Annotated in this window: 18 protein-coding genes and 1 pseudogene; 9 read left to right on the top strand and 10 right to left on the bottom strand. The window is 69.4% G+C overall.

Features of this window, described 5'->3' with window-relative positions:
• Nucleotides 1-24: 24 nt before the first annotated feature.
• The 3 genes from LZ199_RS01230 to LZ199_RS01220 all read right to left on the bottom strand — a co-directional run bounded on the left by LZ199_RS01230 (nucleotide 25) and on the right by LZ199_RS01220 (nucleotide 3,617).
• The gene (locus tag LZ199_RS01230) at nucleotides 25-558 is read right to left on the bottom strand and encodes a hypothetical protein (protein ID WP_253991779.1); all 534 of its coding nucleotides are present in this window, start codon (nucleotides 556-558) and stop codon (nucleotides 25-27) included.
• Between the two features lie 376 nt (nucleotides 559-934).
• Entirely contained in the window at nucleotides 935-2,122 is a 1,188-nt protein-coding gene (locus LZ199_RS01225) for a M20/M25/M40 family metallo-hydrolase (protein ID WP_253991778.1), read from the bottom strand.
• Nucleotides 2,123-2,393: 271 nt separating this feature from the next.
• Nucleotides 2,394-3,617, bottom strand: a complete 1,224-nt coding sequence (locus LZ199_RS01220; protein WP_253991777.1) for a mechanosensitive ion channel family protein — start codon at nucleotides 3,615-3,617, stop codon at nucleotides 2,394-2,396.
• 322 nt (nucleotides 3,618-3,939) lie between these two features.
• Between LZ199_RS01220 and LZ199_RS01215 the strand changes: the two genes are divergently transcribed.
• A complete protein-coding gene (locus LZ199_RS01215; RefSeq protein ID WP_253991776.1) occupies nucleotides 3,940-5,145 on the top strand; it encodes an endonuclease/exonuclease/phosphatase family protein in 1,206 nt (401 codons plus the stop codon).
• Nucleotides 5,146-5,173: 28 nt separating this feature from the next.
• Here LZ199_RS01215 and LZ199_RS01210 read toward each other — a convergent pair whose 3' ends face one another.
• From LZ199_RS01210 to LZ199_RS01200, 3 genes are all read right to left on the bottom strand, one after another.
• Complete coding sequence (locus LZ199_RS01210) at nucleotides 5,174-5,641, bottom strand: nuclear transport factor 2 family protein (protein WP_253991775.1); 468 nt, start codon at nucleotides 5,639-5,641, stop codon at nucleotides 5,174-5,176.
• 176 nt (nucleotides 5,642-5,817) lie between these two features.
• Nucleotides 5,818-7,266, bottom strand: a complete 1,449-nt coding sequence (locus tag LZ199_RS01205; RefSeq protein WP_253991774.1) for an aldehyde dehydrogenase family protein — start codon at nucleotides 7,264-7,266, stop codon at nucleotides 5,818-5,820.
• Nucleotides 7,256-8,902, bottom strand: a complete 1,647-nt coding sequence (locus LZ199_RS01200; protein WP_253991773.1) for an acetolactate synthase large subunit — start codon at nucleotides 8,900-8,902, stop codon at nucleotides 7,256-7,258. The genes LZ199_RS01205 and LZ199_RS01200 overlap by 11 nt, the downstream gene beginning before the upstream one ends.
• A gap of 102 nt (nucleotides 8,903-9,004) precedes the next feature.
• Here LZ199_RS01200 and LZ199_RS01195 point away from each other — a divergent pair, with 102 nt between their 5' ends.
• Together LZ199_RS01195 and LZ199_RS01190 are read left to right on the top strand one after the other, a co-directional pair.
• On the top strand, nucleotides 9,005-9,889 hold the full coding sequence (locus LZ199_RS01195; protein WP_253991772.1) for a LysR substrate-binding domain-containing protein: 885 nt from the start codon (nucleotides 9,005-9,007) through the stop codon (nucleotides 9,887-9,889).
• A gap of 121 nt (nucleotides 9,890-10,010) precedes the next feature.
• The gene (locus LZ199_RS01190; protein WP_253991771.1) at nucleotides 10,011-10,394 is read left to right on the top strand and encodes a VOC family protein; all 384 of its coding nucleotides are present in this window, start codon (nucleotides 10,011-10,013) and stop codon (nucleotides 10,392-10,394) included.
• A gap of 92 nt (nucleotides 10,395-10,486) precedes the next feature.
• Here LZ199_RS01190 and LZ199_RS01185 read toward each other — a convergent pair whose 3' ends face one another.
• The 3 genes from LZ199_RS01185 to LZ199_RS01175 all read right to left on the bottom strand — a co-directional run bounded on the left by LZ199_RS01185 (nucleotide 10,487) and on the right by LZ199_RS01175 (nucleotide 12,968).
• Complete coding sequence (locus tag LZ199_RS01185) at nucleotides 10,487-11,200, bottom strand: hypothetical protein (protein ID WP_253991770.1); 714 nt, start codon at nucleotides 11,198-11,200, stop codon at nucleotides 10,487-10,489.
• A gap of 282 nt (nucleotides 11,201-11,482) precedes the next feature.
• Entirely contained in the window at nucleotides 11,483-12,061 is a 579-nt protein-coding gene (locus LZ199_RS01180; RefSeq protein ID WP_253991769.1) for a hypothetical protein, read from the bottom strand.
• Between the two features lie 280 nt (nucleotides 12,062-12,341).
• Complete coding sequence (locus LZ199_RS01175; RefSeq protein WP_253991768.1) at nucleotides 12,342-12,968, bottom strand: TetR/AcrR family transcriptional regulator C-terminal domain-containing protein; 627 nt, start codon at nucleotides 12,966-12,968, stop codon at nucleotides 12,342-12,344.
• Nucleotides 12,969-13,054: 86 nt separating this feature from the next.
• On the opposite strand from LZ199_RS01175, the gene LZ199_RS01170 reads away from it, so the two are divergent.
• The 3 genes from LZ199_RS01170 (at nucleotide 13,055) to LZ199_RS01160 (ending at nucleotide 19,230) form a co-directional block, all read left to right on the top strand.
• On the top strand, nucleotides 13,055-14,521 hold the full coding sequence (locus tag LZ199_RS01170; protein ID WP_253991767.1) for an FAD-dependent monooxygenase: 1,467 nt from the start codon (nucleotides 13,055-13,057) through the stop codon (nucleotides 14,519-14,521).
• A gap of 212 nt (nucleotides 14,522-14,733) precedes the next feature.
• The gene (locus tag LZ199_RS01165; protein ID WP_253991766.1) at nucleotides 14,734-18,288 is read left to right on the top strand and encodes a hypothetical protein; all 3,555 of its coding nucleotides are present in this window, start codon (nucleotides 14,734-14,736) and stop codon (nucleotides 18,286-18,288) included.
• 129 nt (nucleotides 18,289-18,417) lie between these two features.
• Complete coding sequence (locus tag LZ199_RS01160; protein WP_323389044.1) at nucleotides 18,418-19,230, top strand: phytanoyl-CoA dioxygenase family protein; 813 nt, start codon at nucleotides 18,418-18,420, stop codon at nucleotides 19,228-19,230.
• Nucleotides 19,231-19,508: 278 nt separating this feature from the next.
• Here LZ199_RS01160 and LZ199_RS01155 read toward each other — a convergent pair whose 3' ends face one another.
• Nucleotides 19,509-20,210: a sigma-70 family RNA polymerase sigma factor gene (locus LZ199_RS01155; protein WP_253991764.1), complete on the bottom strand. Its 702-nt coding sequence runs from the start codon at nucleotides 20,208-20,210 to the stop codon at nucleotides 19,509-19,511.
• Nucleotides 20,211-20,242: 32 nt separating this feature from the next.
• Between LZ199_RS01155 and LZ199_RS46910 the strand changes: the two are divergent.
• The 3 genes and pseudogenes from LZ199_RS46910 to LZ199_RS01145 all read left to right on the top strand — a co-directional run.
• Nucleotides 20,243-20,338: pseudogene (locus LZ199_RS46910) on the top strand (zf-HC2 domain-containing protein); the annotation flags it as partial.
• An 18-nt stretch (nucleotides 20,339-20,356) separates the two neighbouring features.
• On the top strand, nucleotides 20,357-23,143 hold the full coding sequence (locus LZ199_RS01150; RefSeq protein ID WP_253991763.1) for a tetratricopeptide repeat protein: 2,787 nt from the start codon (nucleotides 20,357-20,359) through the stop codon (nucleotides 23,141-23,143).
• Between the two features lie 49 nt (nucleotides 23,144-23,192).
• The gene (locus LZ199_RS01145; RefSeq protein WP_253991762.1) at nucleotides 23,193-23,798 is read left to right on the top strand and encodes a GNAT family N-acetyltransferase; all 606 of its coding nucleotides are present in this window, start codon (nucleotides 23,193-23,195) and stop codon (nucleotides 23,796-23,798) included.
• Nucleotides 23,799-23,829 lie beyond the last annotated feature (31 nt).

The raw sequence follows: 23,829 nt of genomic DNA, 5'->3' as shown, positions 1-23,829 counted from the left end.
ACAAGTGACAACGACAGCCCTGCTTCATGTTTTCTCGGGCGCCTCCAGGAAGAGTGTCGTGAGGAAGCGGGTGAAGTGGATGGAGTCTCGCGCCGCCATGGCGTTCTCCGCTTCCAACTCCTTCCAGCAGAGGGTGATGCACTCGCGCCGCAGGCGAGTTCGCTCCCGGTCCACTTCGATGACCGCGGAGCCGCACCGCCGCAGCTCGGCGATGAGCTGCTCGGCCCGGAGCATCGTGTTTCGGAACTCCCGCGACAGGATGCCGTCCACGCGCAGTTGGGCCACCGCCGAGTCTTCGTCCGCTTCGAGGGCCTCCCCGCGCTCGTCGTAGTGGGTCGCCAGGTCCTTGGCCCGGCGCGCGAATCGCTCGCGCTCCTGCCTCTGCTCGGCCTCGGAGAGTCGGTCCTGAAGGGCGCTGTCGTCCTCCCAGTGCTTGCGTTCCGCCTCCAGGTCCTTCCGGGCATTGAGCTCCTCGCGGCCCACCTGGGCCCGCCGTCCGTCGACGCGGTCCAGCGCGGAGCGGGCCACGTCGTGGTTGCGCTCGCGGACCTCGTCCATCCAGCGATGGAGCGCCTCCTACTCAGGGAGGATGCTCGCGCGGGCCGCCTGGTCCTGCTGCGCGAGGGCACGCCGGCCTTCCTGAAGTCGCAGGAGGCGTGACTCCACATGGGCGCGAGCCTCGGCCCATTGCCGCTCCCATCGCACCCGTTCCCGCGCGGCGGGGTCCTGCTGATACAGCGCGCGCGCTCGTGCCAGCCCCAGGCCGCCCACGAGCCCCGCGCCCAAGAGCCACCAGGATTTCCGCCGAACAAGCCATGGCGGCGGAGCGTACCGGTTCGACCGCACACGTGCGACGACAGACGACCGCGACCCCACGTTCCGCCGTGCCTCCAAGGCGAGCGGCACGACGGAACGGGGGCCTTGTGCTTCGAAGCTACTTGGCCAGCTCCGCCACGAAGGCCGCGGCGAGCTTGGAGAACTTGAGCGCGTGATTGGCCGTGCTGCCGGACTTGGCGATGGTGTCCCCCGTCGTGTGGATGTACGGGTTGCCCTGGCTGACGACCGCCTCATGCGGGATGGAGGCCGCGAAGCCCGCGTTCGTCCACGATGCGTGGTCCGAGCACGCATAGCCGCACGTGGTGTTCACGTGGGAGATGGTCGTGCTGAAGTACGTGGCGATGAGGTTGCGCAGGAACGTGTTCTGCGCGGAGTTGGTGTAGTCGGTGACGATGCCCACGTCCGCCGACGTGCCCCGGTAGTTGGTCATGTCGAGCTGGAGCACGCCCACCACGTTGATGCCGTTGTTCTTGTGGTACGCGGCGATCTCCTTGGAGCCGCGCAGGCCCACTTCCTCGGCCGCGTAGCCCATGAACTTCACCGTGCGCTGGGGCCGGTAGTTGCAGGCCACCGCCGCCCGGATGACCTCCGTGAAGGAGGCGATGCCGGAGGCGTTGTCATCCGCGCCCGGCGCCGTGCTGCCGGAGGAGATGGAGTCCAGGTGGCCGCCCACCACGACGACCTCGTTGGGCAGCGTGGTGCCTCGGATGGTGAGGATGACGGAGGGCTGCGCCCAGGAGGCGTGCGTGAAGAGTTCCGTGGTGATGTCGGTGCGGCCGGAGGCCAGCGTCGCCCAGCGGCTGCGCAGCCAGTTCGCCGCGCTCACGCCCGTGCTCGACGTGTAGTAGCGCGTGGTGTACGCGGCCAGGGAGTTGATGGTGCTGCGGACGTTCGCCTCCGTCACCGCGTTGGCCATGCAGTTGACGGCCGCGGCGTTGTTGATGGTGTAGGTGATGAGTTCCTGCGAGGGAACCAGGGGCGCGGGGACCAGCGACTGCTCCGCCTCGTCACGGCTCTCGAACGTCACGAACCCCGCACAGCGGTTGAACTGGTCGTGCATGATTTCGGCGATGCGCGACAGCTGCGACTCGCGCACCGGAATCACCACCACGTCCTCCTTCGACATCGAAGGCGCGGGGGCGCTCCAGCCTTCGCGCACGAAGGCCTCCGAAAGGGGCGCCAGGGCGTCCGAGCCCAGCGAAATCCACAGCTCTTTGTCCTCGGCCTCGGCGAAGGCCGCGGTGGGGCTCAGCAATAACAGGGCAAACGGAATCAACCGCTTCATGGCAGCGCTCCTCGGTGAATGGGCTGGTGCGTCGCGGATCACCGCGGGCGGCCGCATCGCGCGGCCTCCGCGTGTGGTCCCCAGGACGCGCGCAACGCCAACCCGCGCGCATCGACGGAGACGGACCGGCACTTTCCGCTTTTCCAGTGAATCCCCGCAACTGATACCGCCCTGGGGGACGAGAAATAAGTGCTCACCAGTCAACGGAGCCTGTCTGTCCGATTGCGTCACCCTCCTGGCCCCACAGGAGCCCCTACCGAGGCGGCGGCCCTCAGTCCCGGGACTGCGCGGCCAGAGCGGCCAGGCCCGGGCGGACCGCGCCCATGGGCGAGTCGGACTCGGCGAGGCTCGCCTCGGTGCGCACCATGGGCAGGCCGTGAGGCTGCGCGCGCAGGAAGGCCATCAGCTTCTCGCGGACGATGCACCGCAGCTCGAAGGCCTTGCCGGAGTCCGACGCGCTGATCAACGCGCGCAGCTTCATGGTGCGCTCGGACAGGTCCGTCACCATGAGGTTCTGCACCTTGCCGTCCCAGAGGCCGTTGGACTCCTGCTCCAGCACGCGCTTGAGCTCCGCGCGCACCGCGGGCACGTCCGTGCGGAAGTCCACGTACAGCTCCGCGGTGCCCATGATGTCCGGCGACACCTTGCTCCAGTTCTGGAAGGGCTTCTCCAGGAAGTGGCCCATGGGAATCACCAGCCGGCGCAAGTCCCACACCTTCACGACGACGTAGGTGAGCGTGATTTCCTCCACCCACCCCCACTCGTTCTCCACGATGACGGTGTCGCCGATGCGGATGGGCTGGGTGATGGAGAGCTGGATGCCGGCGAGCAGCGTGGAGATGGACTTCTGCGCCGCCAGGCCGATGAAGAGGCCGGCGATTCCCGCGGAGGCCAGCAGCGACACGCCCACGTTGCGCACCGCCTCGAACTGCAGCAGCAGCAGCGACGCGACGATGAGCACCACCGCCACCTCAATCACCCGCCGCAGCACCGACAGCTGCGTGCGCAGCCCGCGCGCGCGGCCCACGTTGCCGCCCTTCTCCTCGCGCGCCACCGTCTGCTCGACGAAGCCCGCGGCCAGCTTCACGAAGCGCAAGAGGAACCACCCCACCGCGGCCAGTCCCACCGAGCGGGCCACCAGCTCCACGCCGGCCTTCGCCACCAGCGGCAGCTTCAGCGCCCACAGCCCCGAGGCCACCAGCACGACGAAGAGCAGGTAGCGCACCGGCCCTCGCGCGGACGTCGCGAGCTGGTCATCCCAGCCGGACTTCGTCATGGCCGTGGCCCGGTCCACCAGTCGCAGCACCAGCCACTCCACGCCCCGACCCAAGAGCCACGCCCCGGCCACCAGCACACCCAGGCCCGCCCACTGCCACAGCTCCAATCCGCCCCAGGAGCCCTCCGGCACCGGCACGGGCAACGGCGGCGCGGTCCCCTCCGCCGCCTCGGCGGGCACGGCGGACAGCAGCGACAGCAGGGTGTTTGAACGAACCATGGCTCGGGCCTCTCGTGGCGGGACGCGTGCGAGCGGGAGCGCACCGGACGGTGTGCCCTCGCGGGTGCCTCCACCCTCGGGTGAAAGTTTGAGGTCAAACCTACTAGCGGTCTGAGTCGGTGGGGTCCAGCAACTTCTCCGGGCCTGGACGCCCTGCGGCCCACGGACCGGCGACGCTGGGGCGGCGGCTCCCGGGGCGGTTCGGACCCGGCGCGCTTTCCTGGAATGGCGGGACTGAGCGACACTCTTCGTTCGTGCAGTGAGCCCTCGGGGCACATGGCGCCTGGCCGTGCGCTCCCTCATGGAAGGCGAGGAGTCGACGATGAGCATCTGGAATGTGGCGGGCCGCTGGGCCCGGAACGTCCTTCAGCGGCCGGCCCCCGCCCCTGCGGGAAACGAAGTCCGCGCGAAGAACGGCTCGTCGGCGGAGTCCTCTCGGGACTCCTTCACGCCGTCGCCGTCGCCGGGGCCCAGTCCCACGCGGCCGGAGCTGAATCCCGCGCCGCCGGAGGGGTACTCGAAGCCGGTGAAGGCGGGCGAGCTGCCCGACGTGGGCAACGGCTCTGGCGTGCTGACGCTGAACCTGGCCAACGGCGCGGGCTCCCAGTACCGCACGGAGGACAACCGCGAGGAGCAGGCCCGGCTCATCCGCGAGACGGGGGCGAACATCGCCGGCTTCCAGGAGGTGGACATCAACGTCGACCGCAGCGGCAACGCCAACACGGCGCTGAGCGTCGTCACCCACCTCAACCCCGCGTTCGAGGCCTTCAAGTCGGGCACGGTGCCCACGCTGCCCATCGGCGAGGACGCGCCCGCGACGGCCATCCGCAAGGGCAGCGACGGCACCACGCTCTACCAGACGCCCGAGGGCACGCTGGTGACGGGCGAGTCCTTCTCCGGCGATGACCGGAACATCAAGGGCGACAGCGGCGCTGACGCGACGTACGGCAACGCGGTGTACGTGGGCGCGCCGGACAAGGTCGTCGACGCGTACACCGTCACCCTCCCCGCCGCCGAGTCGGGCGGTCCCACGGTGACGTCACCCGAGCAGCTCGCGGCGCTGGGCGACGGCAAGGTCTCCGACACGGAGCGCAACGAGCTGGGGCAGCGCAACGAGGCGCTGCGAAAGAACAGCCCCTCCGAGCCACGCACCGCGCTGGTGACGCGCGTGGTGGGCCCGGATGGCCGCGAGAAGAGCATCATCAACGTGCACCTCGCGGCAGGGAGCGAGTCCAGCGGCCTGCGCGCCAGGCAGCTCGCGTACCTGGCCGACATCGCGAAGGCGGAGGCGAAGGGTCCGCCGGCGCGCGAGCTGGTGGTGATGGGCGACTTCAACGACTCCACGCAGAACGTGGGCGCGGCGCTGGAGGGAGCGGGCCTGCGCCGCGTGGTGGGCGGCAAGAAGGCCAATGGCGACAACTTCGACCAGGTCTGGGTGTCGGGCGGGTTGGACACCGACACCAGCGCCCAGGTGAAGACGGAGGGCGTCAGCGACCACGCCCACGCCGGCTACACCGTCATCCGCTGAGCGCGAGCACTCGTCATGACGGGGCGAGCTACGGCTTGCCCGTCGTCGCGGGGGGCGCGGGCTTGGGGAGCCGTGAGATGTGGCTCGCGGCGATTCGCCAGCGCCCATCGCGCTTGATGAGCGTGTCGGTGAAGCGGAAGTCCGCCTCGAAGGCCGAGCCGCCGGAGACGCCCTTGACGGAGGTGATGCCAATCACCACCGCGGTGTCGCCGTAGAGGCGGACCTTCATGTCGTGGTTGCGGAAGACCTCGTAGCGAGGCTCCTTCGCGCGGACCTCGGCCAGGGTGGCGGCGCGGTCCGTCACGTTCCCCGCCGAGTCCATCTGGGTGAAGCCGTCCGCGAGGAAGCCCTCCAGGAAGGCGACGTCGCCCTTCCGGAAGGCCTCGCATGCGGCCTGGAGTCCGTCGAGCACGGCCTTCTCCTCCACGCTCGGAGAGGCTGCGACGGACGGAGAGGACAGCGCGAGAACCACGAGTGTGAGCATCGACTTGAACATGAAGGGCCCTCCTGGGAAGGCCCCTGGCGTACAGGGGATGGCTCCGGCTGTCGAACCGTCGTTGCTCCGTGATGCTCAGGAGCCGCTCAGGAGCCGCCCAGGCGTCGCTCAGGAGCCGCCCAAGCGCGTCGCTCAGGAGGAGCCCAGGCGTCGCGCAGGAGCCGCCCAAGCGGCGCTCAGTCGTCGCTCGAGGCCCGCTGACGCAGCACGAGCAGCCTGGGCTCGGTCATGTCCTCGATGGCGTACTTCACACCCTCGCGGCCCAGCCCGGAGCCCTTCACGCCTCCATAGGGCATGGTGTCGACGCGGAAGCTCGGCACGTCACCCACCACCACACCGCCGACCTCCAGTTCGTCCCACGCCCGCATCGCGCGCGACAAGTCGTTGGTGAAGAGGCCGGCCTGCAAGCCGTAGCGGCCCTCGTTCACCGCGCGGAGGGCCTCGGTGAAGGACGTGAAGGGCTGGAGCAACACCACGGGACCGAAGGCCTCCTCCGCGCAGAGCGGCTCGTCGACGGGCACGTTCTCCACCACCGTGGCCTCCAGCAGCGCGCCCTTGCGGCCACCGCCCGTGAGCACACGCGCCCCCCGCGCCACCGCGCTCTGAATCCAGCCTTCGAGCCGCCGCGCCGCGGGCTCGTCAATCATCGGGCCGAGCGTCGTCGCCTCATCCCGGGGATTGCCCGCGCGCAGTGCCCGGGCCCGCGCGACGAGCCGCTCCTTGAGCGCGTCGTAGTGCGACACGTGCACGAGCACGCGCTGCACGGAGATGCAGCTCTGCCCCGACTGGAAGAAGGCGCCGTGCGCCACCCGGTCGGCGATGACGTCCAGCGAGGCGCCGGGCTCGCGGTCCACCACGCAGGCCGCGTTGCCGCCCAGTTCCAGCACCACCTTCTTGCGCCCGGCTCGGGCCTTGAGGTCCCAGCCCACCTTCTCCGAGCCGGTGAACGACAGGAGCCTGAGCCGCTCGTCCTCGATGAGCGGGCCGATGTCCGCTAGCGAGGGGGTGATGACGGAGAAGGCGCCTTCGGGCAGGGCCGTCTCCGCGAGTACCTCCGCGAGCAGCATCGCGCTCACGGGCGTGCGGTCCGACGGCTTGAGGATGAAGGGGCACCCAGCGGCGATGGCGGGGGCGACCTTGTGGGCGACGAGGTTGAGCGGGAAGTTGAAGGGGGTGATGAGGGACACGGGCCCCACCGGCACCCGGCGGGTGAAGCCCCGGTAGCCCTCCGCGCGCGGCGACACCTCCAGGTCCATCACCTCGCCACCACCGCGCACCGCCTCCTCGGCGGCGGCCTTGAAGGTCTCGATGAGGCGCGTGACTTCACCCCGGGCGTCGCGCAGGGGCTTGCCCGCCTCGATGCAGAGCACCTGGGCCAGTTCCTCCGCGCGCTCCTGGAAGCGGCGCACGCAGTGCTCCAGCACGGCCTGTCGCGCGTGGGCCGGCAGCTTGCGCATGGGCTCCGCGGCGCGCACCGCCGACGCGATGGCCTCCTCCACGGCGGCAGCGTCCGCGAGCGCGACGCGCGTCACCACCTCTCCGGAGAACTTGTCGAAAACGGGCAGCTCCGCGTTGGGACGGCGCGGCCGGTTGGCCAGATAGTACGGGTAGCGTTCAGCCAACATGGAGCACCTCGAGTTCCTTGTCCCCGACGCCGAGCGCGCGGGTGTTGTCCGAGTAGTCGATGGGCAGGTCGATGACATGCACGCCGCCCGCTTCGAGGCTGCGCGCCAGCGTGGCGCCGAACTCCGACGCGCTGGTGGGCCGGTGGCCCCTGGCGCCGTAGGCCTCCGCGTAGCGAACGAAGTCGGGGTTGCCCAGGGCCATGCCGAAGTCCGGCAGGCCCATCTCCCCCTGCTTCCAGCGAATCATTCCGTAACCATCGTCGCGCACGACGATGACGACCAGGTCCAGGCCCAGGCGCACCGCCGTCTCCAGCTCCTGCGAGTTCATCATGAACCCGCCGTCTCCGCAGACGGCGACCACCTTGCGACGAGGATTCACGAGCTTGGCGGCAATCGCGGACGGCAGCCCCGCGCCCATCGTCGCCAGCGCGTTGTCGAGCAGCAGCGTGTTGGGCCGCTTCGTGCGGTAGTAGCGGGCGAACCACAGCTTGTACATGCCGTTGTCCAGGCAGACGATTCCGTCATCCGGCAGCGCGCGGCGCACCTCGGCCACCAGCCGCGCGGGGTAGATGGGGAAGCGGTCATCCGCGAAGCCCTTCGCGAGCTGCGCCTCCAGTCCGGCCCGAGCCTTCTCGAACGGCGCGAAGTCCCAGTTCGTGCGCGAGCCCAGCCCCTCCGCGATGCGCCACACGGCGTTGGCGATGTCGCCCGTCACCTCCAGCTTCGGGAAGTAGACGGGGTCGACCTCGGCCGAGGAGAAGTTGAGGTGGACGACGGCGCGGCGGCTGTCGCGCATGACGAAGGGCGGCTTCTCGATGACGTCGTGGCCCACGTTGATGATGCAGTCGGAGGCTTCAATGGCGCGGTGGACGAAGTCGCCGTCGGACAGCGCGGCAGTGCCCATCCACAGCGGGTGGGACTCGTCGACGACGCCCTTGCCCATCTGCGTGCTGGAGAAGGGAATGCCCACCCGGTCCACGAGGACGCGGAGCATCTCCGACGTGAGCTTCCGGTTGGCGCCCGCGCCAATCATCAACAGGGGGCGCTTGGCGGAGGCGATGGTCTCCACGGCCTGGGCGATGGAGCCTTCGTCCGCCACGGGCCGTCGCCAGGCGCTGGGGGCCAGGAGCGAGGCCTCGGTGGAATCACGCGCCACGTCCTCGGGCAACTCCAGATGCGTGGCGCCGGGCCGCTCCTCTTCCGCGCGTCGGAAGGCCTCGCGCACCGCCGACGGGATGTGCTCCGCGGAGACGAGCGTGCGCGTCTGCTTGGTGAGCGGGCGCATCATCCCCACCACGTCGACAATCTGGAAGTGGCCCTGCTTGCTCGCCTTGATGGGCTTCTGCCCGGTCAGCATCACCATGGGCATGGCGCCCAGCTGCGCGTACGCGGCGGGCGTGACGAGGTTGGTGGCGCCCGGCCCCAACGTCGCCAGGCACACGCCCGCGCGGCCCGTCAGCCGCCCCCACGTCGCCGCCATGAACCCGGCCGCCTGCTCATGTCGGGTGACGACCAGGCGCAGGCCGGAGGCACGCATCGACTCCAGCAGGTCCAGGTTCTCCTCTCCGGGGAGTCCGAAGACGCAGCGCACGCCCTCCGCTTCGAGTGCTTTGACGAACAGGTCCGAGGCCTTCATCGCAGTCCTTCCTTCCGTGACAAGGGAAGTTCTACGAGCCGGGGTCGATTCGTATATTCGTTTGTTCGCATGGAGTCGATAGGCCCCATCTATGATGACCTCATGGAGCTCCGGCACCTGCGCTACTTCACCGCCGTCGCGGACACGCTGCACTTCGGCCGCGCCGCGCGGCGGGTCCACGTCTCCCAGCCCACGCTGTCGCAACAGATCCGCCAGTTGGAGGAGGAGCTGGGGACACCGCTCTTCGAGCGGGCACGGACGGGGGTGCGGCTGACGCAGGCGGGGGAGCTGTTTCGCACCTACGCCTCTCGGGCCTTGGAGGACGTGGACGCGGGGCGGATGGCGGTGGGCGCGCTGCGGGGGTTGGCGACGGGCTCGCTGCGCGTGGGCTATCCGCCGAGCATGCGGGGCCTCGTGGTGCCGGCGCTGGCCTCGGTGCTGCGTCGCCATCCGGGGCTGGTGTTGAGCGCGGAGGAGGCGGTGGTGCGGCGGCTGGAGCGGCGCCTGGCGGATGGAAAGCTGGACGTGGGGCTGGGGTATTCGCCGGCACGCTCGCCGGACCTGGACACCGAGCCGGTGTTCGACAGCCGGCTCGCGCTCGTGGTGTCGCGAGGACATGTGCTCGCGTCGGCGGAGTCGGTGGGGGCGCGGCAGCTCGCGAGCGAGCCGTTCGCCCTGCTCTCTCCAGGGCTGAGGGTGCGCTCGCGCGTGGATGCGTACTTCGCCACGCTGCGGCTGTCTCCGCGCATCGCGCTCGAGTCGAACGCGGTCGCCACGGTGCTGGCCATCGTCCGCGCGGGACTGGCCGTCACGGTGCTCCCCGAGCCCCGGCTCGCGGACGTGGAGCGCCTGGTGGTGAAGCGACTGGCACCCGCGCCCCGCTCGGAGCTGGCCGCCCTCCTCTGGCGCAAGGGTGCGCCCCGCGCTCCCGCCGCCGAGTTGTTCGCCTCCGAGGTCCGCGCTCGCGCGAAGGAGACCGGCGACTGAGTGGAGTCACCTCAACGCACAACCAGATGGTTGACTGTCACGACACCCTCGCTATGCTCAACGAAGCGGTTGAACGTCGTCCGGATGCCCCCTGGCGGCGCAATCCATTCCCGAGGCAACGATGCGAATCCCCTTCTGCAGTCTGTTCGTCGATGACCAGGAAAAGGCGCTCAAGTTCTACACGGAGAAGGTGGGCTTCGTGGAGAAGGTGAACGTCCCCGCGGGAGGTGCGCGGTGGATAACGGTGGTCTCGCCCGAGGACCCTGAAGGTACGCAGCTCGTCCTGGAGCCCAATGGGCATCCAGCGGCGACGACGTACCAGAAGGCCTTGATCGCGGACGGCATTCCCGCCACGGCGCTCATGTCCTCGGACATCCAGAAGGACTACGAGCGGCTGAGCGCGCTGGGCGTGGTGTTCCGACAGAAGCCCATCCAGATGGGGCCCGTCATGGGGGCCATCTTCGAAGACACCTGTGGAAACCTCATCATGCTCAACCAGGTCTGAAGCGTCCCGCATCTCCCAATGCGTCCCCTGAGCGGGCGACGCGAGCGACGGAGCGGCGGTCCCGAGGCCGCTCCGTCGCGAAGGTGCATGACTCAGTACATCTTCAGGTCATACCCCGACGTGGGCCGCCAGTCAGAGCCCGCCGGGACGCTGCGCAGGTCCGTGACTTTCACCGCATAGACACCCGGCGTCACGTTGACGGTTGCCCGATACACCATGCAGGCGGGAGTGATATCCGAGCAGACCGTCGTCGTGGCGCTGGTCAGGAGCGCGCCCAGCGTGCGGGTGGCATGGTTGTACGCATGGACGTCCAGCCGCAACGGCGCGCTGCGCAGGTTGTAGGCCTCCACGGTCAACAACTGATTGATGTTCGTGGCACCGAGTACCCAGTCGACGTCTCCCGCTCGGTGGAACGTATGTCCAACCTGCGGATAGCCCAGGTACGACGAGGCCGTGGTGTGCGAGTTGTCGTTCTCGTACGAGTCCGGGGGCGCCAGCAGGCAGTTGGCGGGAGGGCTGAATCCACCGTCGTTGATGCAGACGTTGTTCGAGCACAGGCAGCCGGACGTGCAGTCCGCGCCCGTGTTGCAAGCGCGCACGGGAGCGACATCGCAGTAACCCGAGGGCGGCGGCGGACTGGAGAGGCCCACGCAGACCCCACTCGTGCTGCACGTACAACCGGTCCGGCAGTCGAGCGAGGTTGAGCAGGCCCGAAGCTCCGACACCTGTTCCTCCAGGGGGTCCGACTGGATTGCGGACTCGGGCGCTTCCTCCATGCTTCCACAGGCCATGACTGACAACGCCATGACGGCAAAACTCCAACGAACGACGTTCACGGTGCTCTCCTTGGACAAGACTCCAGCAGGAGTTACGTCGGTTCGTCTCAGGTTGGTTGAACGTCCGTGCGAATAAACGGCTCCTGACCGGACACCCGACCCAGCAGCACCGGTAACGCAGTGCCCCTGGTCAGCCCTGGAATTGTTTTTTCCAGTACATCCAGTACCTCTACTGCCCCGGGGCCTATCAGGGACCGAGGCCGTGACGCACGCTCCGGAGGCTCGCACACGGCCTCCGGGGCTTCTCGCGACTCAGTAGATGCACTGGAGCCCGAGGTTCAGCACGAACGGGACACCGGTGCTGACGTAGTTGTCCATCGTGCCCGTGGAGTAACCGTAGTACTGGCAGACCCGATTGATGGACGAGCGCAGGTACCACCACGAGGTGAACGGCGGGTTCAACCCGCTGAGGAACGGGAACCGGGAGTCATTGGTGTCGACCCCACGCTGCACCACGTAGGTGCTCGGGATGCAGACCAGGCCCATGACATCCGCTGACGTGTTCTGGAATCCCGTGAAGAACCCCGTGTTGTAGACGGAGCCGCACTCCCTATCCGCGATGGCTCCCGTGTTGTAGGCCGCCTGCGAATCGAGCGAAGTGGAGCTGCCCTGCCACAAGGCCCACGCCCGCGCATCACTGCCGGGGAGGTCCTGCCAGGTCACCATGTCAGAGGTGAAGCAGTGGATGCCCATCAGCTCACCGTCCTGCTCGCCGGTGTACATGCCTCGCGCATAACCATTGTCGTTACACACCGCCTCCGCGCTCCGGTTCGCGTAGGCCCAGTTCACGTCGCTGCGGTTGGCGATGGGAAAGCCCCCAGCGCTCCGCATCGCAGCCGTCGTGTCAAACCATACAGTCCCAGCCAAAGCCGGGGCCGAGACCAGTGCGACGATGGCGGATGCAAAGGCTGTCACGAGCTTGGGAATTCGCACGGCTCCAAACATGCTTCTCTCTCCTGGAAGGAACATCGGCTGACGTAGCCAAAGAGAAATACGAAGCCCTGGGAGCATCCTGGTCGTCGCCGGCTGTGCATTCCCGAGAAGTTGCGCGGCGCGCTGCACGATTTTCATGCCGTCGGATTCGCGGCCTCACGTCATGCATGCCGTGCCTTCAGCGCTTGGGTCGGCGGCCTCGCAGCCCCGAGATGAACAACTCCAGACCGAAGGCGAAGCGCGCCTCGAAGTCGGTGTCGACGAGGGCCTCCACCGCTCGTGCGACGTGCGGATAGCGCGAGGTGGCGAGCGCCCGCATCCGTTCCGCCACCGAAGGGCCCTCCTCCGGCTGCGCGCCGAAGGACTGCTCCTCAATGGTGAAGCCGAGCACGTAGTCGAGCAGTGCGAAGGTGGCCCAGCCCGCCTCCTTCGGCGCGAGGCCCCCCTGCCCTAGCGCCTCCATCAGCAACTCGCTCACCCGGAACGTGTTCTCCGACACGACGACGGTTCCAGCGAACACCCGGGCGCCGTCGCGGTGGCCCAGGAAGGCGCGCCGAAGCTGGCCCGCCACGCTCCGCACCACCGCGTCCCATGCGGCCTTCGGCTCTCGCACCCGGCCCACGTCCTCCAGGAGCGCGTCCGCCATCGACTCCAGCAGCACCTGTTTGCTCGGGAAGTGCCAGTACAGCGAGGGCGCCTGGATGGCGAGCGCCTGCGCGAGGGAGCGCATCGTCAGCCCCTCCACGCCCACCTCATCCACCAACGTCCATGCCGCCTCCACCACCCGCTCTCGTTGAATTCGCATGCGCCTGGCACCCCGACTTGACGACCCAATCTAACGCCGTTAGATGAAATCTAACAACGTTAGATTCGAAGGCGAGGGAGTGCTTCATGGAGGAAGTCATCGACGTGGCGGTCGTCGGGGGAGGCCCGACGGGGCTGATGTTGGCGTGCGAGCTGGCCCTGGCGGGGGTGCGCGTGCGGCTGTTCGAGCGCCGGAGCACACCGGTCCGCGAGTCGCGCGCACTGACGATGCATCCGCGCTCCCTCGAAGTCCTCGCTCTGAGAGGCCTGGAGGAGCGCTTCCTGAGCCGGGGCCGGCCCTTGCCCACGGGCCACTTCGGGCTGCTCGACACGCGGCTGGACTTCTCCGGGCTCGACACGGCCTTCCGCTTCACGCTGTTCCTTCCGCAGGCCGTGACGGAGGCGCTCCTCGAGGAGCGCGCGCGGGAGCTGGGAGTGGACCTGCGGCGAGGGCATGCCGTGGAGGCGCTACGGTGGGACGCGGAAGGCGTGGAGCTTGAGGGAAGCGCGGAGGGACAGGTGTTCTCCTGCCGCGCGCGGTATGTGGTGGGCGCGGATGGTGCGCGCAGCGCCGTGCGGCGGCTCGCGGGCATCGACTTCCCTGGCACGGAGACCACGCGCACGTCGATGTTGGGCGACGCCGTGCTGGAGCGACCGCCGTCCGCGCCCTTCCTCGCCATCAACAACGCGCACGGCAACGCGGTCATCGTCCCGCTGGGCCAGGGGAGCCTGTACCGGGCCATCGTCACCGACGCCCTACGCGAGGGCACGCCGCTGCGTGAGCCGCTCACCTTGGAAGAGCTGAAGACGAGCCTGGAGCGCGTGGCGGGCTCCGACTTCGGCATGAAGGAGCCCCAGTGGCTCTCTCGCTTCGGCAACGAGACGCGGCTGGCGGACACCTACCGGAGGGGCCGCATCCTGCTCGCTGGCGACGCCGCGCACATGCACTACCCCGCCGGAGGCCAGGGCCTCAACGTGGGCCTCCAGGACGCGATGAACCTGGGATGGAAGCTGGCCGCCGTCCTGCGTGAGGGCGCGCCGGACGCGCTCCTGGACAGCTACCACCGCGAGCGTCAGGCCGTGGGCCGCACCCTGCTGCGCAACACGGAGGCCCAGTCCGCGCTGATGGGTTTCACTCCGGAGACGCTGGCCCTGCGCGAGCTGATGAACGGGGTGCTGCGCAATCCCGAGGTGAATCGCCACCTCGCCGAGCACCTCGGTGGGCTCGACGTCACCTACCCGGCGCCCCTGCTGCCCGCGCCTCCGGACACTCGCGCGCCACTTCCGGAGTGGACGGGCCGACGGCTCGCGGACGTGCCGCTGTCGCTCGCGGACGGTGGCCAGCGCCGGCTCTACGCGGGCCTGCACTCGGGCCGCTGGCTGTGGCTCCACGCGAAGGGAGGCCCTCGGGTGCCGCCACAGGGGACACCGGGCTGGACGCCCCGGATGGAGACCTTGGAGATCGATGCGCCGCGGGCGGAGAGCCCGCTGCACGGCGTGGGCGGACTGCTCGTGCGCCCGGGTGGACATGCCGCTTGGGCCTGGGCGGCGTGACGCGCGCCGCGCGGGCCAGTCAGAGCCCGTGCAGCGCGGTTACAAAACGGTTCACCGCGAAGGCCGCGGACTATTCCCAGCGGATGCGCTTGCGGGTGATGTGGCTCTGAGTGTGGAGCAGGCGCTGGGTGTGGAGCAGGTTCCGCGTGAGGCGTCGGGTCGCTTGGGCTGGGGTTGTCAGGCCGGGGAACGTCGGCCAGTCTCCCGCGTCCATGCACGAGACCCGCCTCTCCGACCTGCGCACCGAGCTATCCGTCACCCACCACGATGCTCGCGTCCACCGGATGGTCGAGCTGGGCCGCCTCGCACTGAAGGACCCCGAAGTCCACGAGGTCCTTGGGCAGTTGTCTCAGGGTGATGCCCATGACCGGCAGCTCGCCCTCTTCGCTCAGTACAGCCTGCGCGATGGAAGGCAGGTGCTCTCCGCCACCACCGACGTGTCCGCCCGCGTCCGCTCACTCGCCTACCATCTTGTCCCCCTGGCCTGTGACGACCCGCAGGCGCTGGAAGCGCTGAAGATGGCGCGCGCCATTCGCCGCCAGGAAGGACTCCTCCGCGGCCTCGTGCGGCTCGGGCGGAGGGGCGTCATCGACGCGTATCTCGACGGGCTGGCCATCGGTGCGGACGTACCCGACTTCGCTGACGCCGTCCCCTGGGCGACCCCCGAAGGAATCCGCCGCCACCTCCCCCGCGCACTCACGCGCCCCAGCATGCGCTTCTGGAACCGGTTGGCGCACGACGCTCCCGGCATCCTCGCGGAGGTGTTCTGCTCGCAATTGAAGGCCGTGACGGGCGAGCCCGACCCGGTGACGCGCATGTACCTCCAGGCGTACCTGCCTCGCATCGCCGACCAGGCTCCCGACGCGGCCCTGGAAGTATTCGAGCTGCTGCTCTCCCGCCACATCCACCCCGATGCCTACGCCTGGCAGTGCCTGGTGCTTCATCGGCCCCAGGCCGCCGTGGCGCTGCTCCAGCGACATGAGCACGCTCCCGTTTTCGAGAAGCAGTTCGCCCGCGCCGCGCCGCGGTTGAGCGAGGAGGCGCTCGTGTGGCTCGTTCGCCGCGCCCCCATCACGCTGGGGGACGCCAAGACCTTGCTGACCCGGCTCTCCGAGTCCGCCCGTCGCGCCGTGGTCGAGGCCTGGGCCTCGGCGGTGGATGTGGCGCCGGACTGGGGCGCTCCGTTGCTCCGCTCCCTCCTCGCCCCCCATGAGCGAGAGCGCGTCCATGCGCGCTGGAGCGTGGCCGCGAGGAATGCGGAGGGCGTCATCCCCCTGGCCACGTTGACCGCGCTGCCCATCGACCTGCGGGAGCGCGAGGCGCGCCGGCATCTCCACGAGGTCGTCGCCCTGGGCACCCGGCCCCTGCAGCGCATGGAGTACGCACGACTGCTGCCTTGGGACGAAGCAGAAGCGGCCCTCAAGTCCCATCTGGGCCACCCGGAGGGCAACGTGCGCGCCGAGGCGCTGGCCTCGCTGCTGGCCATCCCCGGCCTGCGCGCCGACGAGCCGGCCCTGGTGGACCGTGCCCTGCCCCTGGTCCTGGCACGCAAGAACGAGCAGGACCCCGTGCGCGCGGCGATGTTGGAGGCACTCGTGCTGTGGCCTCGTCGCGTGTGGCGCCACGAGCACACCGAGGCCGTGGGCCGGATGCTGCGCGACGCGCTGGATGCGGCGGACCTGTCCTATCGGACCGCGGAGCTCGCGGAGACGCTGCTGCTGCGCACCTTCGCCAGGGCGCCGGATTGGGGTGCGACGTGGTTGGCCACCCTGCTCAAGGAGCGCGGCCAGCTCTTCAACACCCGCTTGGGGGAGTTCCTCACGGATGACGAAGTGCGCGCCGCCGCGCCTCAGCTCATGGGCATCGCCCGGGGTTGGGCGCAGCGCGAGCGTGGAGGGCCGCTGCTGGCGCTGGTGAACAGCCTGGGCGCGCGGGTGCGGCTGGTGCCGGGCCTGCCTGAGCTCATCGTGTCCGTTCGCGACAAGACGCCCTGGTCCCTGCTGGCGTTGGGAATGGCCCAGTGGCAGTCCAAGCACGACCGCGCGGGCTTCGAGTCCACCGTGGGCACCATGGTCCGACGCTTCTTCGACCGGGGTTGGCTCGCCGAAATCACCGCGCTGGCCCACTCGGAAGAGGCAGCGCGGCCGCTGCATCCCGAGCTCATCTCCGGACTGGAGCGTGTGGCGCTCAACCTGGGAAAGGAGGCGCACTCCGCCCTGACGGTGCTCCGGCTGCGGGCGTGGTCGGCTTTTGACGGGCTGCTGCCTCGGCTGCTGAAGTCGGATGCCAGCGTCATCTGCTTTCCCGTCGTTCACACGTACCTGCACCGCCGCAGGCAGGACCTGCTGACGCCCTACCTGGGCGCGCCCGTCGTCCAGGGCCGCTTCGCGACGGCGAAGACCGGCTGGCTGCTGGTGTTCAACAGCAACGGCTTCTACCGGTGGACGTCGGAGCAGAGCGCCCTGTATTCGAGCGCGGTGGGCCGGCTGGTCGAGGACCCGGAGCGCGACACGCCGACGGTGCTGTGGGGCGTCGTGACGCTCGCGGCGGTGGATTGGGCGCCGATGGAAGGGTTGTGCGCGCTGGTGGATGACGCGCGGCTCGCGGTGCGGGACAAGGCCATCCAGGTCCTGTCGCGGTGCGACCAGGGCCAGGGTGTGCCGACGCTGCTGCGCTGCCTGGAGGATGCCCGCGCGCGGGTCGCCATCTACGGGCTGCGACGTGCGCTCAACGGCATGCCTCCCGGGCGCGTGCTGTCACTGCTGGCCAGTGTCCCGCTCACCAAGGTCACTGTCGCCAAGGAGGTGGTGCGCCTGCTGGGGGAGCTGCGCGCGGACGCCGCCTACGAGCGACTCGTGGAGCTGGATGGAATGCGTCTGCACCGGGATGTGCGCATCGCCATGCTGCGCGCGCTCTGGGACCACCTGGAGCGCGAGCCCACGTGGGCTGTCTTCACCCGCGCGGTGGAGGACGCCGACTGGGTCATGGCCGCGCGCCTGGGCGACGTACCCGCGGACCGGCTCACCGAGGTCTCTGACCGCAAGTTGTCCGCCCTGCTCGGACGGGTGCTGGCGCGGCCCGAGCCGGAGGCGCGCATCGACCTGCTTCAGCGCGCGGCGTGGCTCGCCGTGAAGGATGTCGAGCGGACCTTCCTCTCCGCCTGTGGGGCTCGGCTGGCATCGCCCTACGATGACGAGGTGAGCGCGGCCATGCGAGCCTTGCTCCATCGCTCCAATGAACGAGACCTGGAGCGGCTGGAGGGAATGTTGGAAGCAGTGGCCTCGGACCGGCGCGCGTTGACCGTGGCGCTGGAACAGCTCCTGGGCCACAACGTGAAGTCCCGCGCCAGCTACATGCTGGCAGCGCGCGCGGCCGAGCGGGTCCTCTCGAAGGACAGCCGCCTGGCGCCGCTGCGTGTGCGGTGCGCCACGGCGGCGCTGGCTCCGTTGGAGCTGGCCGAACGGCTGGCCCACATGGGCGAGTCAGGCCACCTGCATGCGGATGCGCTGGAGGCGTGCCGTGTCGCGGTGAACACGTTGCCCGTGGGCGAGCTGGAAGCCGTGGAGGCACGGCTCACCGCGAGCGGGAGCGCGGAGGCCCGGCGCGTGGCGGTGTGGTGCCTGGTGCGCGACGCGGCTCCGGGGCGAGGCTGGACGCCGGAGCGCCTGGGTCGGCTCGCGCGGCTCCAGCAGGACGCAGCTCCGCTGGTCTCAGGTGCCGCACAGGCCATCTTTCCGCCTCGCGAGCAGGTGTCACCCTCCGCGTAGGACCGCTGCGCCAACGCCACCGGGCGGAGCGGCCTGCCCCCCTGTGTCAGGGAAGAAGCCGCTCCAAGTGTGAAGTAGTACGGCTGAGTCTGTCAGGTCCAACGAACCTCATTCGTCGCGGCGCTATCCATGACCACTCCCCACCCTGCCCCCATGTCTGTCCTGAGTGATGCCCAGGTCCAGCGGTTCATCGAGGAAGGCTTTGTCCGGCTCGATGACGCCTTTCCCAGACAGGTCGCTGACGCCGCTCGCGACATCCTCTGGCGCGACACGGGCTGTTCCCCAGACGACCCAGCCACCTGGACACGTCCCGTCATCCGGCTCGGCGAATATGTCCAGGAGCCCTTCCGACAAGCAGCCAACACCCCACGCTTGAGAGCCGCGTACGACCAGCTCGTCGGTCCCGGCCGATGGGCTCCACGGATGAGCCTGGGCTCCTTTCCCGTCCGCTTCCCCAGCGCAGAGAACCCCGGCGACGATGGCTGGCACGTCGATGTCAGCTTCCCGCCCCCAGATGGAGGCACCGGCTCCTTCTTCGAGTGGCGCTCCAATGTCGCCTCGCGGGGCCGCGCGCTCCTCATGCTGTTCCTGTTCTCAGACGTCGGAGAGCAGGACGCCCCCACGCGCATCCGCATCGGCTCCCACAAGCAGATCGCAAGGCTCCTCGCCCCGGAAGGCGACACCGGACTGAGCTTCATGGAGCTCGCCCAGAGGCTCGACGCAACCGCTTCCTGTCCGGAAGCCCTGGCCAGCGGTGACGCGGGAACCGTCTACCTGTGCCATCCCTTCATCGTGCACGCCGCGCAGCCCCACCGGGGCACGCGGCCGCGCTTCATGGCGCAGCCGCCACTGTTCCCCGTGGGCCCCATGACGCTCGACGGCAACGCAGAGGACGACTTCCCCATCACCCGAGCGATTCGCCAGGCACTCGACACGCCCTGACGGAGCTGAAGCTTCCGGGAACCCCGTCGCGGCGTTCGAACAGGGAGCGTGGAGCCACCCCCCGCGGGTCGGCTCCACGCTCCCCTCGAATCCCAACCGCAACGCTCAGCCCGCCCCGGACCCGCGCGTGGGGTGTGAGGAAACAAGGCACGCTCCGGGGTGCATCTCCCTGGAGACACAGCCCCCGAAAAGGTGGCGCATTTCTCGCGAGCGAATCTCCTCCCGCGTCACAACCCCCTGGTTTCCCAGCACTTCCGCCTTCGAATCCTTCGGAGGATTCACGAGGGCGTCGCGTCCCTCATCACGCTGCGGATGCTCAAGTCCAACTGACTCTGCAGCACCCTCAGCAGGCTGGTGAGCCCCTGGGAGTCCTCGCCCAGGCGGGCAGCCAGGCGCTGGCGCACATCATCGCGCAACTGCTCCCGCGCCTGGGCCAGCCACCGCTTCACCGTGGAGCGGTCCACCTGATACGCGCGGGCAATCTGCGCCGTCCCCAGCCCTTCCACCAGATGCAGGCGCAGCAGCGTGCGAGCCCGAGGCTCCAGCGCCTTGAGCGCCTCCTGGAACACCGCCGCGAAGTCCTCGCGGTAGTGCTCTTGGATGAACCGCCGGTCCGCATCCACCTCCTGCGCGCTCGTTTCCACGAGCTTGGAGTCATCCAGGGCGAACGAAATCTTTCGCTCCCGCATCAGGTTGAGCGCGATGCGCAGCGCGGCGACACGCAGCCATGCCAGCAGTGCACCCTGTCCCTCGTAATCCGCGATGCGCGGGGCTCGCTCGCCGCTGGGGAGAAAAAGCTTCACGCGCAGCACCTGGAGCGCCTCGTCCGCCACCGAGACTTCCAGGCCTCTGTGCAGCAACGCCTTGCGGAGCTGCGGCGTATAGCGCGCCTCGAACTCCGCGAACGCCTGGGTGTCTCCGCGCGCACAGGCTCGCGCGAAAGCCACATCGTCTTCATGGTCGGCGCCATTCATCGTCATGACCGCCCCCGTCGGTTATCGTCGCCGGCGAAATGGAATGCCTCGAGACGCGACGACTCTTCGCCTTCGCACAGGGTGAACTGGACGCCGAAGCGACGCGCCAGGTGGAACAGCATCTTGATTCCTGCGCCTCCTGTCGAGCACTCGTGGCGGAGGCGGCTCGCGCGGAGGACGGGGAAGCAAGCCCGGAGTCCCCACCTTCGTCCCCGCCCACCGGCGTGGCGCTGTCGTGGCTCGAGCGGGGCGCCCTGATGGGTCGCTATGTCGTGCTGGAGCGCATTGGCGCGGGAGGCATGGGCATCGTCCACGCGGCGTATGATCCGGAGCTGGACCGCCGCGTCGCGCTCAAGCTGATTCGCATCGACTCGACGACCCCCGCGCAATTGGAGCGCGCGCAGGCCCGGCTGCTGCGCGAGGCCCAGGCCACCGCGCGCGTCATCCATCCCAACGTCATCACCATCCATGACGCGGGCCGCTTCGGCGAGCATGTCTTCCTCGCCATGGAGCTGGTGGACGGCACCACGCTGCGCGCGCGCATCCGCTCGCTCAAGGGGCGCGGCGACTGGCGTGAGACGCTGAGCCTGTTCATGCAGGCGGGACGCGGACTCGCCGCCGCCCATGCGCAGGGACTGGTCCACCGCGACTTCAAGCCGGACAACGCGCTCGTCGGCAAGGACGGCCGGGTGCGCATCACCGACTTCGGATTGGCGCGCATCGTCGAGGGCATCGACGACACGCCCACCCCGCCAGGCGCCGCCGCGCCCGCGCCCCTGCGCTCGGAGTGGCACACGCGCTCCGACATAGTGCTGGGGACGCCGGCCTACATGTCTCCCGAGCAGAAGCGCGGCGAGCCCTCCGACGCGCGCAGCGACCAGTACAGCTTCTGCGTCGCGCTCCACGAGGCGCTCTACGGCCAGCGGCCCTTCGTCACGCAGGCGGTGGCGAAGGCCCCGCCAGACGTGCCCCGCGCCGCGTCAGGCCCGCGCCCGTCTCAAGGCTCGGACGTCCCCGCCTGGGTGCATCAGGTGATTCTCCGGGGCCTGTCCGCCGCGCCTGAAGCACGCCACGAGTCCATGGACGCGCTGCTGCGCGGGCTCTCCCGCGCTCCAGGGGAGACGTGGCGTCGCGCCGTCCTCGCAGCGAGCGCGGGCCTGTTGCTCCTGGCGGGAGGCGCGGCCCTGCACCGCTCCACCTCCGGAGACCCCTGCGCGGGCAGCGAGCAGGCGCTCATCGGAGTCTGGGACCCCGCGCGCAAGGCCGCGGTGCGCGCGGTCTTCACCGGCAGCGCCCTGCCCTATGCCGCCGGCGCCTGGAGCGAGGTGGAGCACACGCTGGATGGCTATGCGGGAACCTGGGTGGCGGAGAGTCACGAGGCCTGCGTCGCCACGCGCGTGAAGGGCCAGCAGACGGAGCGCCTGCTGGAGCGACGCATCATCTGCCTGGACCAGCGCCTCAAGGACCTGGGCGCCGTCGCGGACACGCTGGCGACCGCCGACAAACAGGTCATCCAGAACGCGTCACGCATGGTGCACGGCCTGGAGAACCTGTCGGTCTGCGCGAACCTCTCCGCGCTCGCCGCGCCGGAGCCGCCGCCCACCGACGAGGCGAGCCAGAAGCACATGGAGGCCATCCGGACGCAGCGCGCGCAGGTCCGCGCGAAGCTCACCGCCGGGCAGGTGGCCCCCGCCCTCAAGCTCGCGACCGAGGTGGCCCGCGAGGCCCACGCGCTGGGCTACGGCCCGCTGGAGGCCGAGGTGTTGGATTTGCTCGCGGAGTCCCAGGGAAAGAACCTGGCCCACCGCGAAGGCATCAAGACGTTGCACCAGGCCATCCAGGTGGCCACCGCGAGCCGACATGACCGGCAGGCCGCCGAGTCGTGGGCGGGCATGATTCGCCTGCTCAGCCTGGTGGGCCCGGAGGTGGACCCCGACGGGATGGCCCCCGCCCATGCGGAAGCGGCGCTCAGACGCCTGGGAGGCGATGCGCGCATCGAGGCGAGGTATTTCCGCAACCTCGCCAGCCTGCACCGCGTCCGGGGCCGGCGGGAGGAGGCCCTGGCCGCGAGCGAGCGGGCGGTGGAGCTGGCCCGGAAGCTCTACACCGGGAACGACCCGGAGCTGGGCACGGCGCTGCTCACCATGGGCCATGCCCTCTACGAGTTCGAGCGACACTCGGAGGGCCTGCGCTACCTGCTCGAGGCGGAGGCCGTCTATCGGAAGACCTATGGCCCCGAGCATCCCTATCTGGCCACCGTCCTGAGCAACCTGGCGGTCTTCAGCGTGCGGCTCGGCGACAACGAGAGCGCGCTGAAGTACGGACGTGAGTCCCTGAAAATCAATGCGCGCGTCTACGGAGAGGAAAGCGAGCCGACGGCCAGCGTGTACTTCAACCTGGGGGGCTTCCTGATGGAAGCGGACCGCCCGGAGGAGAGCATCCAGCACTACGAGAAGGCCGTGCGCATCCGCGACAAGGTGCAAGGCCCGGAGCACGCGGACCTCGTCGTGCCCCTGTCGAAGATGGGAGAGGTGCAGTCCTCCGTGGGGCGCTTCGACGAAGCACTGAAGACACACCAGCGAGCCCTCGCCATCGCGGAGAAGACCTCCGGGCCCGACAGCGCCCTCGTGGCGAGGGACTTGAAGTGCCTCGGCGAAGATTACCTGGGGCTCCAGCAGCCTCGGAAGGCGCTTCCCCTCCTGGAGCGCGCGGTCCTCCTCTTCGAGCGGCTGACCTCCGAGAAGGACCGGGACCATCAATCCGATGCGCGCTTCGCGCTCGCGCGGGCGCTGGTGAGCACCTCCGGAGACCGCAAGCGGGCGCAGCGACTCGCCACCGCCGCGCAGGCCTACAACCAGGGCAACCTCAAGTCCCGTGAGGACGAGTTCAAGACGGTCTCCCAGTGGCTGGCGACCCACGACGTGCCCGGCTCCCGTTGAAGCGACGGGGAAGACATGTGCGCCAGGACTCCATTATCCTCCCCACGCCATGGCCAGCCCCTATGACGTGACGTCGGTGCGCAGCCCCACGGAGCTGCCGCGCATCCTCGACCTCCAGCGAAAGAACCTGCCGAAAGCCATCAGCACGGACGAGATGCGCGCGCAGGGCTTCGTCACCGTGGAGCACGACGTATCCGCCCTGGAGCGGATGCACGCCCTGGCGCCCAGCATCATCGCGAGCCACGAGGGTGAGCTGGTGGGCTACGCGCTGACGATGCCCCGGGAGTGTCGCGCGCTGATGCCCCTGCTCGTCCCCATGTTCGACCTGCTGGACACGCTGGAGTACCAGGGCCGTCCCCTGACAGAGCAGCGGTTCTACGTCATGGGGCAGGTCTGCATCGACAAGGCCCACCGCGGCAAGGGGCTGTTCGAGCAGCTCTATGACAAGCACCGCGAGCTGTATCGCGAGCGCTTCGACCTGCTCGTCACCGAGGTCTCCACCCGGAACACGCGCTCCATGCGGGCCCATGAGCGCGTGGGCTTCAAGCCGCTGCACACCTACCGCGACGCGACGGACGAGTGGGCCGTGGTGGCCTGGGATTGGAGCGAGCCGTCGGGCCCCACCCAGAATGTCCCTGGAGAGGCCCGACGCTGAAACGAGACGCGTGGCCAGGATGTTCTTGGCC

Origin of the sequence: Myxococcus qinghaiensis (genome assembly GCF_024198215.1) — a bacterium.
Classification (GTDB): Bacteria; Myxococcota; Myxococcia; order Myxococcales; family Myxococcaceae; genus Myxococcus; species Myxococcus qinghaiensis.
Note: the sequence above shows the minus strand (reverse complement) of the source record. Positions and strands in the feature narration are given on the sequence as shown.